The 15,266-nt window shown below is 46.0% G+C and carries 17 protein-coding genes; 1 reads left to right on the top strand and 16 read right to left on the bottom strand.

The features are described 5' to 3' along the window. Nucleotides 1-76 precede the first annotated feature (76 nt). The 13 genes from trpE to mtrB all read right to left on the bottom strand — a co-directional run bounded on the left by trpE (nucleotide 77) and on the right by mtrB (nucleotide 11,861). Complete coding sequence (gene trpE, locus AB4Z30_RS01095; protein ID WP_441922430.1) at nucleotides 77-1,645, bottom strand: anthranilate synthase component I; 1,569 nt, start codon at nucleotides 1,643-1,645, stop codon at nucleotides 77-79. A gap of 521 nt (nucleotides 1,646-2,166) precedes the next feature. Next, nucleotides 2,167-2,535 carry a chorismate mutase gene (gene aroH, locus AB4Z30_RS01090; RefSeq protein WP_441922429.1) on the bottom strand — a complete coding sequence of 123 codons (369 nt, stop codon included), beginning with the start codon at nucleotides 2,533-2,535 and terminating at the stop codon, nucleotides 2,167-2,169. 4 nt (nucleotides 2,536-2,539) lie between these two features. Then, nucleotides 2,540-3,634, bottom strand: a complete 1,095-nt coding sequence (gene aroB / locus AB4Z30_RS01085; RefSeq protein WP_441922427.1) for a 3-dehydroquinate synthase — start codon at nucleotides 3,632-3,634, stop codon at nucleotides 2,540-2,542. 1 nt (nucleotide 3,635) lies between these two features. After that, nucleotides 3,636-4,805 (bottom strand): chorismate synthase, encoded by a 1,170-nt coding sequence (gene aroC, locus AB4Z30_RS01080; RefSeq protein ID WP_441922425.1) that lies wholly within the window; start codon nucleotides 4,803-4,805, stop codon nucleotides 3,636-3,638. A 168-nt stretch (nucleotides 4,806-4,973) separates the two neighbouring features. Continuing rightward, a complete protein-coding gene (locus AB4Z30_RS01075) occupies nucleotides 4,974-5,765 on the bottom strand; it encodes a CheR family methyltransferase (protein ID WP_090917215.1) in 792 nt (263 codons plus the stop codon). Between the two features lie 24 nt (nucleotides 5,766-5,789). After that, a complete protein-coding gene (gene ndk, locus AB4Z30_RS01070) occupies nucleotides 5,790-6,233 on the bottom strand; it encodes a nucleoside-diphosphate kinase (protein ID WP_145331738.1) in 444 nt (147 codons plus the stop codon). A 132-nt stretch (nucleotides 6,234-6,365) separates the two neighbouring features. Next, on the bottom strand, nucleotides 6,366-7,340 hold the full coding sequence (locus AB4Z30_RS01065; RefSeq protein ID WP_441922422.1) for a polyprenyl synthetase family protein: 975 nt from the start codon (nucleotides 7,338-7,340) through the stop codon (nucleotides 6,366-6,368). Between the two features lie 357 nt (nucleotides 7,341-7,697). After that, nucleotides 7,698-8,318 (bottom strand): UbiX family flavin prenyltransferase, encoded by a 621-nt coding sequence (locus tag AB4Z30_RS01060; RefSeq protein WP_441922420.1) that lies wholly within the window; start codon nucleotides 8,316-8,318, stop codon nucleotides 7,698-7,700. Further along, on the bottom strand, nucleotides 8,318-9,184 hold the full coding sequence (locus tag AB4Z30_RS01055) for a UbiA-like polyprenyltransferase (RefSeq protein WP_441922418.1): 867 nt from the start codon (nucleotides 9,182-9,184) through the stop codon (nucleotides 8,318-8,320). Before AB4Z30_RS01055 ends, AB4Z30_RS01060 begins: the two co-directional genes overlap by 1 nt. Next, nucleotides 9,177-9,905 carry a demethylmenaquinone methyltransferase gene (locus AB4Z30_RS01050; RefSeq protein ID WP_090917226.1) on the bottom strand — a complete coding sequence of 243 codons (729 nt, stop codon included), beginning with the start codon at nucleotides 9,903-9,905 and terminating at the stop codon, nucleotides 9,177-9,179. The genes AB4Z30_RS01055 and AB4Z30_RS01050 overlap by 8 nt, the downstream gene beginning before the upstream one ends. A 15-nt stretch (nucleotides 9,906-9,920) precedes the next feature. Beyond that, on the bottom strand, nucleotides 9,921-10,784 hold the full coding sequence (locus AB4Z30_RS01045) for a heptaprenyl diphosphate synthase component 1 (RefSeq protein ID WP_441922416.1): 864 nt from the start codon (nucleotides 10,782-10,784) through the stop codon (nucleotides 9,921-9,923). Between the two features lie 107 nt (nucleotides 10,785-10,891). Continuing rightward, entirely contained in the window at nucleotides 10,892-11,437 is a 546-nt protein-coding gene (locus AB4Z30_RS01040) for a hypothetical protein (RefSeq protein WP_441922414.1), read from the bottom strand. A 202-nt stretch (nucleotides 11,438-11,639) separates the two neighbouring features. Further along, nucleotides 11,640-11,861, bottom strand: coding sequence for a trp RNA-binding attenuation protein MtrB (mtrB, locus tag AB4Z30_RS01035; protein ID WP_441922412.1), 222 nt, complete (start codon nucleotides 11,859-11,861; stop codon nucleotides 11,640-11,642). Nucleotides 11,862-12,014: 153 nt separating this feature from the next. On the opposite strand from mtrB, the gene AB4Z30_RS01030 reads away from it, so the two are divergent. Further along, nucleotides 12,015-12,194 carry a hypothetical protein gene (locus tag AB4Z30_RS01030; RefSeq protein WP_441922410.1) on the top strand — a complete coding sequence of 60 codons (180 nt, stop codon included), beginning with the start codon at nucleotides 12,015-12,017 and terminating at the stop codon, nucleotides 12,192-12,194. Between the two features lie 63 nt (nucleotides 12,195-12,257). Here the strand turns inward: AB4Z30_RS01030 and AB4Z30_RS01025 are convergent, their stop codons facing one another. The 3 genes from AB4Z30_RS01025 to AB4Z30_RS01015 all read right to left on the bottom strand — a co-directional run bounded on the left by AB4Z30_RS01025 (nucleotide 12,258) and on the right by AB4Z30_RS01015 (nucleotide 15,245). After that, nucleotides 12,258-12,530 (bottom strand): HU family DNA-binding protein, encoded by a 273-nt coding sequence (locus AB4Z30_RS01025; protein ID WP_090917341.1) that lies wholly within the window; start codon nucleotides 12,528-12,530, stop codon nucleotides 12,258-12,260. Between the two features lie 214 nt (nucleotides 12,531-12,744). Continuing rightward, nucleotides 12,745-13,731, bottom strand: a complete 987-nt coding sequence (locus AB4Z30_RS01020) for an ABC transporter permease (protein ID WP_441922408.1) — start codon at nucleotides 13,729-13,731, stop codon at nucleotides 12,745-12,747. Beyond that, nucleotides 13,728-15,245 carry a sugar ABC transporter ATP-binding protein gene (locus tag AB4Z30_RS01015; RefSeq protein WP_441922406.1) on the bottom strand — a complete coding sequence of 506 codons (1,518 nt, stop codon included), beginning with the start codon at nucleotides 15,243-15,245 and terminating at the stop codon, nucleotides 13,728-13,730. The genes AB4Z30_RS01020 and AB4Z30_RS01015 overlap by 4 nt, the downstream gene beginning before the upstream one ends. Between the last annotated feature and the right edge of the window lie 21 nt (nucleotides 15,246-15,266).

The following is a 15,266-nucleotide window of genomic DNA, read 5'->3' as shown; positions in this document are numbered from 1 at the left end:
CGGGAAAACACCGCTTCAGGTAGCACCTGACTGTCATTCATGATTGGATTCAAGTTCATTTCCAGTCTCTCCTCTCTCAGTTCGTTGCCGAAGTTGGTGTAACAAAATAATCAGCGTTAGCCAAACTTAATTTGGGATCTGCAGCTTTTACCGGAAACATCGCTTCAGCCGTACGAATGGCCTTTAACAATGCTTTGGCTTTGTTTACGGTCTCTTCATATTCCTTCTCAGGCACAGAGTCCCATACAATTCCGGCTCCAGCCTGTACATATGCTTTTCCTTTTTTGAAAATGATCGTACGAATGGTAATACATGCATCCATGTTTCCGGAGAATCCAAGGTAACCGATCGCTCCTGCGTAGGCACCCCGTGCCTCCTTTTCCAGCTCCGCAATAATTTCCATCGCACGCAGCTTCGGCGCACCAGATACGGTCCCAGCTGGCAGACAGGAGAGGAAAGCATCGAAGAAGTCTTTATCTTCTCTTAACTCGCCTGTAACGTTGGATACCATATGCATAACGTGAGAGTAACGCTCGATCTCCATAAACATGTCACACTTCACACTACCAAATGTGGATACACGCCCCAGATCATTCCTTCCCAGATCCACCAGCATTAGATGCTCCGCGCGTTCTTTCTCATCTTGTAGCAAATCTGCCGCAAGTGCGCGATCTTCTGCCTCTGTCGCTCCTCGTGGGCGTGTGCCTGCGATAGGACGTGTTTCTACGCGATTGCCGTCAACTTTGACGAGCGCCTCAGGTGAGGTACCTACGATAATCTCATCGTCCATTTTCAAATAATACATATAAGGCGACGGATTCAATGTCCGCAGTACGCGATATACATGTAACGGGGATATTTCCGTATCAATGTGAAAACGTTGAGAAAGCACTACCTGGAAAATGTCTCCTGCACGGATATACTCCTTGGCTTGCTCCACATTGCCGATAAATTGCTCTTTCGTCAGATTGGAACGAATGTCCCCAAGCTCCACATCGCCGGGAATCGAACGCGGGTTCAGGTTTTCCCCTGGCCCTTGCTGTTGCAGACGCTCTGCCGCTTGTTCAAGCTTCTCGGAAGTGGCTGCATACGCCTGACGAATCTCTTCATCTGTTGCACCATCCTTGACATGTACATTGCCAACGAGCAACATGTGCTGCTTCACATGGTCAAACACAACAATTTGATCACAAAACATAAAGCGAATATCATCCATATTCAGATCATCCAGCGCATGAGCTGGAAGCTTCTCATAATATTGCAACAGGTCATATCCAAAAAATCCAATGGCTCCGCCCGTAAAAGGAGGAAGATCATCCATCTTCGGGCTCCGATATTTGCGTAGCAAAGCTTTAAGTTCTTCAATGGGTTTGCCCGGAAGTTCGCGGGTCTTCCCAGCTTCTTCAACTACAATGCGACCTTTCTTCCCCGAGATCATCAGAAACGGATCCGTACCGATGAAGGAATATCTAGCCCATTGAATGCCACCCTCTACACTTTCAAGCAAAAACGCACGGTCATTGTCCGCATAACGGCGGAAGATACGAATCGGCGTCTCCATATCAGCCAAAATCCGTTTAACAACCGGAATCAGATTATATTCGTTTGACATTTTCAGTACTTGATTAACGTTTGGCGTTATCATCAGATCACGTCCTTTCAGATTTAGGTAGAAGAAAGCTATTACGACAAAAAACCTCTACCATCAGGTAGAGGTTTGGTTATAAGCTGTATTCAAGCATGTTGCTCCATAAATAACAAGTCCCTATACTTTTGCAAAGGATGAATGACAGGCGGCTGATCCATGTTAATCCATGTTTCAGATTTTTGTAAGTGAACATATACTTGGTAACATTTCGTTTGCGTCATCTTCATCTCTTGAGAAACTCAATCAAATTCCCCAATGATAGATAATGTGAAATGTTCATCAGATATATGGGAATAAACGATGTCCTCCGACATGTCTACTCTCGTCTCCTGTACTTCTCCTTAGCAAGACGTACCGTGTATGCGTTGACCGATTTCGGATGCATCGGCTACCAAACACTGGACTCTGCTATATACTAGGCTCAACTCAGCTACTCTCAGCTCAATCTAAACTCTACTCAACTGTTTCTCACTATACATCATATTCACCGGTTTGACAACCATAACCATTCAAGAAACTTAACGGCCTGCCAGATCGGGACGTAATGCTTGTGCACCGTTCAAGTACACGTGATGAATTTCATTTTGTGCTTTGGTTGTGTTCACATGCACCATAAAACGAATACACTTCGCCAAAGCGCCTTTGACAGGAACCTCCAGTGCACACATCAAAGGCACAAGTTCCCATCCATCTAACTGACGGATCACTTTTGCTGGAAAAGCTGCATCCAGATCTCCAGTCATCGTAATCCATACGCTACAAATATCATCCGGCACAATTTTGTTCCGGTCAACAATTTCCTGTAGCAATACTGCTGTTTCTTGCAAAATCTCTCCTTCACTATTCTGCGTGACCGTGGTCGCCCCGCGAATTCCCCGTGTAACCATGCTGTTATTCCCCCTTCCTAAGCAGTTCAATAACTTCACGAACAATCGTAACCGGCACATCCTTCACGATTCTGGCAGATCCAATCCGATCGGGAACAATAAACACCATGTGGCCCTCACGGAATTTCTTATCATGCATCATCGCTTCCATCAAAGCATCCGTACTTAGATGTGCAGGCAACGTAACTGGAAGACGAAGAGAACGTAACATACGAACAGTATCCTCATACAGCCCTGCTGGCGCTCCGAGTTTCTCACCAATTAATGCCGATCCAGCCATGCCGATAGAAATGGCTTCTCCGTGCAGAAATTCACCATATCCAGCAATCGCTTCAATCGCATGGCCAATCGTATGACCCAGATTCAGGAGTGCGCGTTCTCCATTCTCCCGTTCATCATTGGATACGATCTCGGCTTTGATACTGCATCCGCGCTCCAGTCCATATCCAAGTTTCTCGGGATCAAGTGCAAGCAACGCCTGTGAATGTTCTTCACACCAATGGGCGAAATCTTCATCACGGATCAGTCCATGCTTCAACATCTCAGATAAACCGGCCGATACATCTCTTGGCGGCAAAGATTGTAATGTGTCCACATCATACAGTACAAGTTCTGGCTGATGGAAAGCACCAATCATATTTTTCGCAAGAGGATGATTTACCGCCACTTTACCGCCAACGCTACTGTCGTGAGCAAGAATAGTTGTTGGGATCTGTACAAACTTCACCCCGCGCATATATGTAGCTGCGACAAAACCAGCCAGATCCCCCACGACACCTCCCCCTAAAGCGAGGATCGCCGAACTGCGGTCCAGTTTGCCTTCAATCGCTACGGTCATCATATCCTGATATACGGCAAGTGATTTGGAAGTCTCACCCGACGGCACGACTGCGGATAAGACGGAATATCCCGCCGCACGCAACGTTTGCTCTAATCCATGCAAGTATATCGGGGCTACATGATCATCTGTAATGATCAGAAGCGGACTTTTTTTAGTCAATCCATATTGTTCAAAATATTGCGGAGCTTGAGCCAGCAGGCCGCTACCAATCAATATTGGATATGAGCGCTCTTCAAGCTGTACTGTCAACTGACGCATATTAGTAATTCTCCAATTGTGCTTGGTAACTGGCAACGTTTGCCCGAATCTCCTCCATGGAGTCCCCGCCGAATTTCTCCAGGAATGCCTTGGCAATTTCCCAAGCAACGACATGTTCCATAACAACGCTAGCTGCTGGAACCGCACAAGCATCGGAACGTTCAACCTGAGCCGAAAAAGCTTCTTTCGTATCGATATCTACGCTCTGCAACGGCTTGTACAACGTTGGGATAGGTTTCATTACTCCACGTACCACAACCGGCATACCGTTGGTCATACCGCCTTCAAACCCGCCCAAACGATTCGTTGCACGGTGGTAACCGCGCTCTTCCGTATACAGAATCTCATCATGTACCTGAGAGCCGCGAATTGTACCCGCTTCGAAGCCGATGCCAATCTCCACACCTTTGAACGCATTGATCGACATTACACCTTGAGCGATACGAGCATCCAGCTTGCGATCATATTGTACATAGCTTCCCAAACCGACAGGAACGCCTTCAACGATACATTCCACGATTCCACCGATGGAATCTCCTTCTTGCTTGATCTGATCGATGTAGGCTTCCATTTTCTTCTCAGTTTCCGCATCTGTCACACGAACAGAGGATGCCTCAGTCACAGCGATCAGTTCATCAATCGGAAGCTCCTGGTATGGTGCTTCAATCTCCCCAATGCGGATAACACGTCCTGCCACCTTAATGCCGAATTCAGCCAGAAACTGACGTGCAATAGCACCACATGCCACACGTACAGTTGTCTCACGCGCACTGGAGCGTTCCAGAACGTTACGCAAGTCTTTGAGATTGTACTTCAACCCACCGTTCAGGTCGGCATGCCCAGGACGTGGGCGATGAACACGGCGTTTTTCTTCATCGGTACCTTCAATCGGCTCAATGTTCATAATATTCTGCCAGTGCTTCCAGTCATTATTCTGAACAACGAGCGCTACTGGAGCACCTGTCGTATATCCATGACGAATTCCGCCAACAAAATTAGCTTGGTCTTTCTCAATCTGCATCCTGCGTCCACGGCCATACCCTTTCTGGCGGCGATGAAGCTGGAAGTTCAATTCTTCAAAATCAATATTCAAATTACTTGGCAGTCCTTCAATAATTGCGGTCAATTGGGGTCCGTGCGTCTCCCCTGCGGTTAAATAACGTAAACTCATAATACGTTCCCCCTTTAAACTGTTAAACTTCACATTGCTAAAATCCCATAATTTCTTTGCTTATTATAGTATAGCTGACGGGCTTTGACAAGAAAGCCGCTTTTCTTTATGCAAACAACCGCCTGAGCACATCTTCATGCGTCTCAGGCGGTTGATCTTTATAATGATTTATTTTTTTCGATAGAAAAACGTCTCTGCTGTCTCCAGCCCGTATTGTCCAGGAGAGAAAATCTGCTCTGTACTACCTACGAACAACATCCCACCTGGACGCAGACTGGCTGCGAATTTGTGATACAACAGGTTTTTCGCTTCTTCTGTAAAATAAATCATAACATTCCGGCATACGATCAGATCGTATCCATCATCAAAACGGTCAACCAGCAAATTCTGCTTCTTGAAGTTGATCGAGCTTTTCAATTTCTCATCAATACGATACATCATGCCATCTTGCTTGAAATATCGACTCGCCGTTTCTGGGGGCACGTCTTTCAGCGAACGTTCCATATAACGGCCTTCCTTTGCCTTGGCGAGTGCACCTTCATCCAGGTCACTTGCCGTAATGGAACTTTCTTTCAAGATACCTAGCGTATCCAAAATCATGGCAATCGTGTATGGCTCCTCACCAGTCGAACAAGCAGCACTCCATACCTTGACCTTGCGTTTGGAACCCACCAGTTCAGGCAGAATCTCATCACGCAACACTTCCCAACGATTCGGGTTGCGCCAAAATTCCGATACGTTAATGGTCATGCGATCCAGAAACTCATAAAATAAAGACTTTTCCTTCTGCATCGCATCAAAAAAGATAGAAAATGTATTAAACCCGTTTTTGTTACGTAGTGTGGTCAGCCTTCTTTTCATCTGGCCTTCCTTGTACTGAGCAAGATCAATGCCTGTGCTCTCTTTAATTTTACGAATAAATCCGGCATAATCCGGGTCTAGTTGTTCTTGCTCCAGCATCGTACATCACCCTTTGGCTAATAATTACAACCAGGCTGCGATGCTCTTCTCATAGGTTACCAGCTCGTCAGGACTAAAGAAATTGGCAGCTTCACGAGTAGCGCTTTCTGGCGAATCTGCCCCGTGAATGAGATTATGTGGTGTATGGCTAGCGAAATCTCCACGGATTGTCCCTGGAGCCGCTTCCTTCACATTCGTTTTACCAATGACCATACGTGCAAGTGTCACAATATCGTCGCCTTCCCACACCATGGCAAATACAGGGCCAGAAGTGATAAAACGAACCAGATCATCAAAGAACGGCTTGCCCTCATGTTCAGCATAATGGCGCCTCGCCTGTTCTTCCGACATCTGCACCAGTTTCCCTGCTACCAGCTTAAATCCTTTGTCTTCCAGACGGCTGATAATACGGCCGATCAAACCACGCTGCACACCATCCGGTTTCACCATCAAAAATGTACGATCCATTACCAGTTCACTCCTCACTCACGGTTCAAAGTTAATCACTATGTAAACGCAATCCCTTTGATTGTAACATACAAGTCCAAATCCTCCCAATGAGGTTTTTCACATCCGTGTAGAGTATCAAACAACACAAGCTTAATGTGTACGTTTAACGACAAAGTGAGCAATGTCTCGCAGATTTTTGGTGGTCTTGATATTAGGCAGTTGATCAAGAGCATCGAGCGCTTTCTTCATATATCGGTCAGCAAGGGCTTCCGCTTTAGCTATTCCTTGACTTTGGCGAATCATTCCAATTGCATCCGATGCACTCGCACGTCCATCTTCATGATGTACACGCGAAATTTCCTTGAGCAACGGCTCACGTAACTGTTCCTCTTCCAATGCATACAGCACAGGGAGCGTGATGTTACCTTGTTTCATATCACTTCCTGGAGGCTTACCCAGTTGTTTCTCCGTACCTACCAAATCCAGAACATCATCCTGAATCTGAAACGCCATACCCACATTGTATCCATAGGTATACAACAAAGATGAAATGTGCTCAGGTGCGCGAGTAGCGAGTGCTCCGAGCTGACAGCTCACAGCAATGAGAAGTGCAGTTTTGCGACGAATACGCAGCAGATAGTTACGCACACTTTGACCTGTATTAAAAAAGTCGCGAATCTGTTCCATCTCACCAATGGACATCTGTACCATCGCTTTAGCAAGGATACGATGAATAGCCGGATCAGATAGTCCTGCCGTCATCGCCAATGCTTTGCCATAAATATAGTCTCCTGTATACATCGCAATCCGATTGTCCCATTTAGACTTGACGGTGGGTTTACCCCGGCGAGTCTCCGCATTATCGATGACATCATCATGAACGAGGGAAGCAGAATGAATAAGTTCCAGAGGAACGGCTACGAGCTTCAAACGCTCGATATCGTATGTACCAAATTTGCCACCTAAAAGCACAAAAACAGGCCGCAGTCGTTTTCCACCTGCCTTAAGCAGATGAAGCGAAGTTTCACTCAGTAACTTTTGTTCGCCTTTTACGCTGCGATACAACTCTTTTTCAACGTAATCCATGTCCTTTTTTAACAATCCGAAAATGTCCAATAGTTTCATTCGTTCACCCGTGTCAGCGTATTGTCATTCCAAAAATCCATGCTTACCTTCCCTTCCAGCAAACCCAAGCCTACAGGCAAAAAACGTTCGCCCTAGGCTTGCCGTCCCTGCTTGTATTCTTCTACAGCGTCCATCATCATGTTCCTCTTCGAATGCCTGCACCGACATTCGGGATTTAAACGCTGCGACGAATTCTGAATCAACCCAAAGTACAGAAGTTGCCGGAGCATGGGTCAAGACTGTGGACACACTTATCTGGCCATCAGCACTCACCAACACCCCGGGAAGACAGGGGACTATGTCCATGAGCTACGCTTTTCTGATCCGGTTATCCAGAAAAGCGTGACCCCTGCTACATTATCCCCGTTCATCCGGTTCTCCCCATCTTGTAAACAGTTGATGCGGGATGCGCAAGCTATCCAGCACTTTACCTACTAAAAATAAAATTAAATCATCCATGCTCTGAGGTTTGTAATAAAAGGCAGGCATCGCCGGGATCATTCGCACACCAAGACGTGAAAGCTTCAGCATGTTTTCCAAGTGAATGGCATGCAAAGGCGTCTCACGAGGCACAAGAATTAACGTCCTGCCCTCTTTCATCATCACATCTGCCGCACGTGACATCAGATTGTCCGATGATCCGTTTGCAATCGATGAAAGAGTACCCATGGAGCAAGGCATGATAATCATGCCTTCCGCCAGATAAGAACCGCTGGCTATCGATGCCCCAATATCACTAACGGGATGATAGATTAATGCCCCACCGCGATGACCGAATTTTTCTTGAAGCAGGCTCTCCCGGCTCGTCACATCCCAATCCATTTCTTCTTTCAGCACACGCCAGCCGGCATTAGAAATAACCAAATGAACGGTATACTCCAAATCCAGCAGCGTTTCAATCAATCGGATGCCATATATGCTGCCACTCGCTCCGGTAATTCCGACAACAAGTCGTTTATTCTCCGGTTGATGCATCATTACTTCACCGCCAGATCAATGAATGTAAACGTAAATACAACCAGACTCAGCACACTATTCATAGTGAAAAATGCCGTCTGTACACGACTCATATCATTAGGGGATACAATATAGTGCTCATACAGCAGAATGCCATACGTAATCAGCATGCCTGCACCATACCACCAGCTCAGATCAGTCATTAACAATAAGGCAAGAAAACCAATCGCCGTAAGGACATGAAAGAATTTTGCAATTTGCAATGATTTAACAAGTCCGAAGCGGGAAGGAATGGAATGCAGCCCTTCTCCCTGGTCAAACTCCAGATCCTGACAGGCATAAATAATGTCAAAACCGGCAGTCCAGAATACAATCGTAACGTACAGGACAATTGCTGTCCAATCCATAGTACCTGTTACAGCGACCCATCCTCCCAAAGGAGCAAGGCCAATGGTCATCCCCAGTACGACGTGACATAGCCATGTGAAACGTTTGGTGTATGAATAAAGTACTAGCATGAAGACCGCAACCGGCAACAACTGCATAGATAATACATTAAGATTGGATGATGCCCAGAATAACAAGATAAACGAAACGATAACGAAAATGATAACTTCGCCATTCTTTAGCAAACCTGCTGGAATAGCTCTCATCGCCGTACGTGGATTTTTAGCGTCAATCGCCTGGTCAATAATTCGGTTCAAACCAAATGCGGCACTACGTGCACCAACCATAGCAAGCAACACCCACATAATTTGCATCCAACTTGGGAATGTGTTGTTAACAACCATTGATCCCAAGATAGCGCCCATAAATGCAAAAGGTAAAGCAAAAAGCGTATGTTCAATCTTGATCATTTCTAAAAAGATGCGAATTTTCCTAAACATTCTGATTCTCCTTGGTTCCAATATGCAGTGCCGCGATGCCTCCGGTCAGAGGATAGGCCTGCACCTGCTGCAATCCAGTTTCAACAAAAATGTCTGCCAGTTCCTTTCTACCCGGGAAAAGCGCCAGAGAGTCCGGCAGCCATTTATACTGCTCATAACGTTTGGCAAACAGTTTGGCCATATTCGGTAGCATATGCTCAAAATAAAAATAATAAATACCTTTAAACGGCTGCCAGGTGGGTTTGGACAATTCCAGACAAACCACCATACCGCCAGGTTTTACAACACGTTTCATTTCAGACAGCACCTGTCTCAGATCCGGTACGTTACGTAAACCGAATCCAATTGTTACATAATCGAACGTATTGTCTTCAAAAGGCAAAGACATGGCGTTCCCTTGAACGAGCGTAATCTGTTTTGAACGGTTCACCGCATCGATTTTCGTCTGGCCCACTTCCAGCATATTGCTACTGAAATCCAGTCCGTGCATGTGCCCCGTTTCACTTGCCTGTGCCATAGCGAGTGTCCAGTCACATGTGCCGCAGCACAAATCCAGTCCCGTATCTCCCTTAGACATATTCATCTTTTTCATCGTGAATTTGCGCCAAGCCTTATGCCTGCGGAAACTCAGAATATCATTCATGACGTCATACTTGCCGGCTATACTCTGAAAAACCGAATGGACAAATTCTTCTTTCGGTTTAGTCTCTCCGCTACCCATTCGTCTGTCTCCCCCTCAATCTCCCTTTACTGCCGCATGTGAAGGCTGTACATAAGACAAGTAAGGCTTAAGAATCGCATCAACCTCGTGCAGACCCTGAAGACCTTTCTCATCTTGCAGCAAAAGCTGAATGCGGTGTGTGCATTCGCGTAGCTTGTCCAGCAGCACCTCGCTCACGCTGTGTTTCAGCACCATAGAACTCCAAATCCGTGGTTCTATCTCTGTTTGAGACAAATGCATGCGTTCTTCTTCACTGCCATTTTCATAAATATGCCAAAATGCATAGCTATGAAGCATCTGCCTCTCGTCACGCATTCGATTCATTTCTTCTGCGATCGTTTCACAAGCGCTGAACTCCATCAGCAAGCTGTTCCATAGTGATTTATCTTCACCAGAGATCATGTCTGTAAATGAAAGAAACAGCTGCATTCTCAGCTGTACCGTTTCACGCAAATATTCATCAGCAGAAACGAGGAGTTTTTTCATCCGTTCATACAGCGTCATCTTGCGCGCGTTCACTTCGGCAACAGCACCACTAAGCTTGCCGATCATCTCAATTTTGCCTGCGTGGGCGAGCAGTTGATAGAAACGACTACTCAGATAATCTCCAGCGAGAACATTTAACTGACGTGATCGCATCTCCTGTTCTCCCCGATCGCCGGATATTGTATCGATTCGATCATGAGTATCCATAGCCAACTGAACGAGCGAGGTCGCGAGAGCAAACAGTTCCTGATGCCCCTTCTCGTCTGTACGGCTCACAAATACCTGTAACAGACGCGCCCGGCTATCCGGAAATGACGGTATTTCCGTATGTTGTCGAATCATGTCGTAATCCGTATATTTCTTTGCTAGTTGGGGTACGCGATATGAATTCATTCTCATCCTCCGAGGCTTTGCTTTGTCAAACCATTTCTGCACTACAATCTTATATATTATAGCATATGTTTATCCGACACGCACTGAATCCTGCTATTTGATTACCCCTAACTTGTCATTTCGAACTGCTTCTTCCACAGTTCCGTCTGCATCAGATGGAACCAGTCCTTCAACTCATCTGAAAAAGTAGTGCTTTTCCAGGTTCGAAGCATATCAATCGCATACATCGGCCACTCCCCACGCCGAATATCCGCAGCAAGAAGCAAATGACGCTTATGCGTCCATTCATCCTCAGCCATGACTCGAAGCAGCACCTGATCTACGTTGTCCATATTGCGAAAACTCAGATCAACGACTGCTGCCATATTTTCATATATTTCAGTATAGCTTGTATCCGTTCCTTTTACTTTGAGGTCAAGCGTCAAAATGGATTGTTTCCATTCCACTCTCGCGATTGGCGTAGACATATGAAGTGTACTCAGCACATCAACCAGATTATCGTTCGTCAACTGAATCGTTTGATGTGAAGCGGTTACGGGCTCTGCCCTTTCTCCTCCCCAAGTGCGTGTATGTAAGCTTTGAAAAACCACGAGCAAGATGACTGCAGCAATCGTAGACAACATCGATGCAGTCACAATCATTCCCGGCTTCATAAGCGCCTCCCTGCCTCTACCTGTTATTGTAGTCTGTCCGGTAAAGGCTCATACCTCATTGTACAATCAAAAAAAGCAGGCTATGCCTGCAATTTTCATCTGAATATTCAACTTATCACTATACCTAGTCAAACTCTTTCACCTTATGCCTAACTAAACCCGTTTATCATCCACTTATTTCATCACTTATCGAGCGACTGGACTATTCAGATTCAATCTCTCCGTGTTTTGTAATAAGCGTTGCTTTTCCCCGGATTTTAATGGCTGAAGTATGTGTTGTAAATTGGGCAATCATGACTTCGCCTTTGTCCAGCTTCTCCGTATGATGAAAACGTGTGTCCTGTCCGCGGGTCAAGCCAATCACCTGCACACCATTCTCTTCTGCTTTAATTACGATAAAGTCATTGCCCGTAGTGTGATCCATCGCGCACGTCCCCTTTTCTAATTTCATAGCGTTAATGATGATCAAGATTGTTCCATTTGTCAACCAGTGTCCTTGATGGAATGTACCGCAAGAAACCATAGTTCCCAGGTCATACTATAAGGGTAACGTAACAGCTAGGAAAGGAGCGTTTGCATGAAATACACCCCCGCTGTGCTCGCGGACGAGCATGTGCACCAGTTACAGGAGATTGAGCAGCGTCTGTCTGCGGTTACCGGCAAGGAACTGATTTTAATCGCTTACAGCGAGCGGCCGGAACTTTCGAAAGAAAGCAGAAAGGTAGAGCAGCAGAACGAGAAAAAAAACCATTTATAGACAAAAGAAAAGGCCGTGAACAAGTCACGGTCTTTTTGTTGACATATGGAATATGTAGAAATCTTATTTAATTCCGTCTTTGAGCGCTTTACCTGGTTTGAATGCAGGAATTTTGCTCGCAGGAATTTCGATTTCTTCACCTGTTTGCGGGTTGCGTCCTTTACGTGCAGAGCGCTCGCGAACTTCGAAGTTCCCAAAACCAACCAATTGTACTTTGTCTCCGTTTTGAAGAGCCTCAGAGATTGCTTCGAATACGGCATCAACCGCTTTCGTTACATCCTTTTTGGACAATTCAGTAGCCTCGGATACATGTGTAATCAAGTCTGATTTGTTCATTTGTTTTTCACCTCCTGAATCAATGTCCTGAATGTTATACTGTGTTTCCGTTTTATTAGGAAATATACGTTCATCCACAAAAAACGTTGAACATTTTGAGCAATGAATATGCATTCCATCTGCGGTCCACAGTCATTTCTGGCAATTGTCGCCTGAAAACACGGGTGTTTCTGACGCCGAACAAATTTTATACTAATACAGACAGCACACAATTTCAAGTGCGGCTACGGTTTAACACATAAAATGTAACAGCTAAAGCCAGCACAAGTACCCCACCTTTGACGATATCATGTGTAAAATACTGCACGTTCATCATCGTCAAACCATTAACCAATACGCCGATCAGAACGGAACCGATGAAGGTACCAATGACATTTGGTTTCCCCGCGCCGAAGACAGAAAAACCAACAAACACAGCAGCTACAGATTCCATTAACAATGGAGATCCGGCATCAATTTGTCCCGATCCAACTTTGGACGCATAGATGATGCCACCAATAGCTGCAAATATCCCGGCTGCGACATAAGCAAGAGTACGTACCTTTTTCACCTTGATTCCTGAGAGCCGAGCCGCTTCTTCATTCCCGCCTGTAATATACATTTGCCGCCCATATTTGGTGTAGGTCAAAAAGATATGAACACCGATCACAGCAATAAGCAGCAGAATAACGGAAATTGGCATGCCCAGCCATTTACCTTGTCCAATTAGCAGAAACGTCGGATCCATCTCTCCGGCAGCTTTGCTTCCATCCGGAAACTGCATGTGGTTATAGATGGTATACCCTTGAGCATACGTTTTGTGAATCCCCCCAATAATGTACATCGTTGCGAGAGTTGCAAGTAGATCTGGGATACGCAATTTAACGATAAGTAGGGCGTTCAGCAAACCAATGACAGCTCCGATCACGAGCGGTACAATAATAACGACTGCGATGGGCTGCTGATACCAGATCATCAACGATGCTGTAACCACAGTTGTTAGAGAGACCGTTGCTCCCACGGAGAGATCAAATCCATCTACAATGAGAGATAATGTTACACCAATCGCCACGAACGTTACGATCGATATCGAACCCAAAATGTCCGTCAAATTGCTGTACGTGAAGAAATAGGGCAGTTTTATGCCGAAAAAAGCAATAACGCCTATAATGACTATAATCGCTCCATATCGGAACGCAAAATCGAGTGATTTATCCTTCATGCTTCCACCTCTTGTCCACCGCTTGCATAGTAAAGCAGCTGTTCTTGGTTCGTTTCGCCACGCTGGAACTCTTTTACGATAATCCCTTCACACATGACCGCAATCCGGTCTCCGATGCCCATTCCTTCATCCAGTTCACAAGTGAAATAGATCACCGCTTTACCAGCCAGTGCCAATTCATTGATAATGCGGAAAATGTCACTTTTCGCCCCGATATCCACACCTTTTGTTGGTTCGTCAAAAATAAATACATCTGCATCCGTACGCAACCATTTTCCTATGGCTACCTTTTGCTGATTACCACCGCTCAAATACTTCACTTCCTGTTTCACGGACGAAGTCTTGATGCCGAGTTGTTTCACTAGTGAATCCGCATGTTGTCGCTCTCGTTTGCGGTTAACAAAGCCCAATCGACTAAGCTTGGAAAGCAAAGGCAGGCTTAGATTACGTTCCACATTTTCCTGAATGAAAATACCCTGTTTACGCCGCTCCTCCGGTACGGAAACAATGCCCAGAGCCGCTGCATCCGCGGGTTGAGACAGACGGATATTCCGTCCGAATAACTTTATTTCACCTGCCTGCAATCGATCGGCACCAATCAGCAGACGAGAGCATTCCGTTTTTCCAGCACCCACGAGCCCAACCACAGCCAGCACTTCGCCACGACGAACCTCAAGGTCCACTCCTTTTACCTTCAATCCGCGCCGAAGACCTCGGGCTTGGAGAAGTAGCTCACCCATAGGTGCTTCGGTCTTAGGAAACTCTTCTTCGAACGGTTTACCTAACATTTGCGTAACCAGATCATTGATCGTCAGTCCATTCGTTTCACCGGTAAACACATGACGACCGTCCCTCATCACAGTAACCCGGTCACAGTGACTCGTTACTTCGGCAAGACGATGGGTAATGAAAATGCATGCTACCCCACGTTCCTTCAGCAGGTGTACAATGCGAAAAAATGCATCGGTCTCCTCTTGACTCAGAGGCGCCGTCGGCTCGTCAAAAATAATGACCTTGGCATCCTGAATCAGGATACGCGCAAGCAGAATCATCTGTTTCTCGGCTAGGGTCAGCTCGGCCACTTTACGGTGAATTGATATGTTGTCTGCACCCAACTGACTCAGAGCTTCCTTGGCACGTTGCTGCAGCGTTCTTGGACTTTTCCACCATCCTCCGGCAGATGAAGCTAACTGATCCAGCATAATGTTCTCGGCTGCAGTCAGCTGCGGTACAAGTGCGGCATCCACTTCCTGATATACACAGTGAATCCCACTAGCCTTGGCATCTCTTGGAGAATGAAGGCCCAGCTTATAGCCGTTTAGTCGGATTGTCCCCTCGTCGAGCTGATATGCACCCGATAATATTTTCATCAACGTACTTTTGCCGGCCCCATTCGCCCCAAGAATGGCATGGATTTCTCCACCTTTTACTGAAAAATGTACGTCTCTCAGCGCAGGTATGCCTGAAAAATGCTTATGGATATTCTCCATATCCAGTGATATAGGGTCCTTCATGATGTTGCCTCCAATCAGCTG

Origin of the sequence: Paenibacillus sp. 2TAF8, assembly GCF_052114825.1 — a bacterium.
In the GTDB taxonomy this organism is placed as follows: Bacteria; Bacillota; Bacilli; order Paenibacillales; family Paenibacillaceae; genus Paenibacillus.
Note: the sequence above shows the minus strand (reverse complement) of the source record. Positions and strands in the feature narration are given on the sequence as shown.

Excerpts from the sequence above, each read along its gene's own strand:
- mtrB (WP_441922412.1), bottom strand. The coding sequence starts at position 11,861 with ATGGATCACACTACGGGCAATGACTTTATCGTAATTAAAGCAGAAGAG.
- AB4Z30_RS01075 (WP_090917215.1), bottom strand. The coding sequence starts at position 5,765 with ATGCTGGAGCAAGAACAACTAGACCCGGATTATGCCGGATTTATTCGT.
- AB4Z30_RS01015 (WP_441922406.1), bottom strand. The coding sequence starts at position 15,245 with ATGAAGGACCCTATATCACTGGATATGGAGAATATCCATAAGCATTTT.
- AB4Z30_RS01020 (WP_441922408.1), bottom strand. The coding sequence starts at position 13,731 with ATGAAGGATAAATCACTCGATTTTGCGTTCCGATATGGAGCGATTATA.
- AB4Z30_RS01065 (WP_441922422.1), bottom strand. The coding sequence starts at position 7,340 with ATGAAACTATTGGACATTTTCGGATTGTTAAAAAAGGACATGGATTAC.
- AB4Z30_RS01055 (WP_441922418.1), bottom strand. The coding sequence starts at position 9,184 with ATGTTTAGGAAAATTCGCATCTTTTTAGAAATGATCAAGATTGAACAT.
- aroC (WP_441922425.1), bottom strand. The coding sequence starts at position 4,805 with ATGAGTTTACGTTATTTAACCGCAGGGGAGACGCACGGACCCCAATTG.
- AB4Z30_RS01050 (WP_090917226.1), bottom strand. The coding sequence starts at position 9,905 with ATGGGTAGCGGAGAGACTAAACCGAAAGAAGAATTTGTCCATTCGGTT.
- AB4Z30_RS01060 (WP_441922420.1), bottom strand. The coding sequence starts at position 8,318 with ATGATGCATCAACCGGAGAATAAACGACTTGTTGTCGGAATTACCGGA.
- aroH (WP_441922429.1), bottom strand. The coding sequence starts at position 2,535 with ATGGTTACACGGGGAATTCGCGGGGCGACCACGGTCACGCAGAATAGT.
- AB4Z30_RS01025 (WP_090917341.1), bottom strand. The coding sequence starts at position 12,530 with ATGAACAAATCAGACTTGATTACACATGTATCCGAGGCTACTGAATTG.
- ndk (WP_145331738.1), bottom strand. The coding sequence starts at position 6,233 with ATGGATCGTACATTTTTGATGGTGAAACCGGATGGTGTGCAGCGTGGT.
- AB4Z30_RS01040 (WP_441922414.1), bottom strand. The coding sequence starts at position 11,437 with ATGAAGCCGGGAATGATTGTGACTGCATCGATGTTGTCTACGATTGCT.
- AB4Z30_RS01030 (WP_441922410.1), top strand. The coding sequence starts at position 12,015 with ATGAAATACACCCCCGCTGTGCTCGCGGACGAGCATGTGCACCAGTTA.
- AB4Z30_RS01045 (WP_441922416.1), bottom strand. The coding sequence starts at position 10,784 with ATGAATTCATATCGCGTACCCCAACTAGCAAAGAAATATACGGATTAC.
- trpE (WP_441922430.1), bottom strand. The coding sequence starts at position 1,645 with ATGATAACGCCAAACGTTAATCAAGTACTGAAAATGTCAAACGAATAT.
- aroB (WP_441922427.1), bottom strand. The coding sequence starts at position 3,634 with ATGCGTCAGTTGACAGTACAGCTTGAAGAGCGCTCATATCCAATATTG.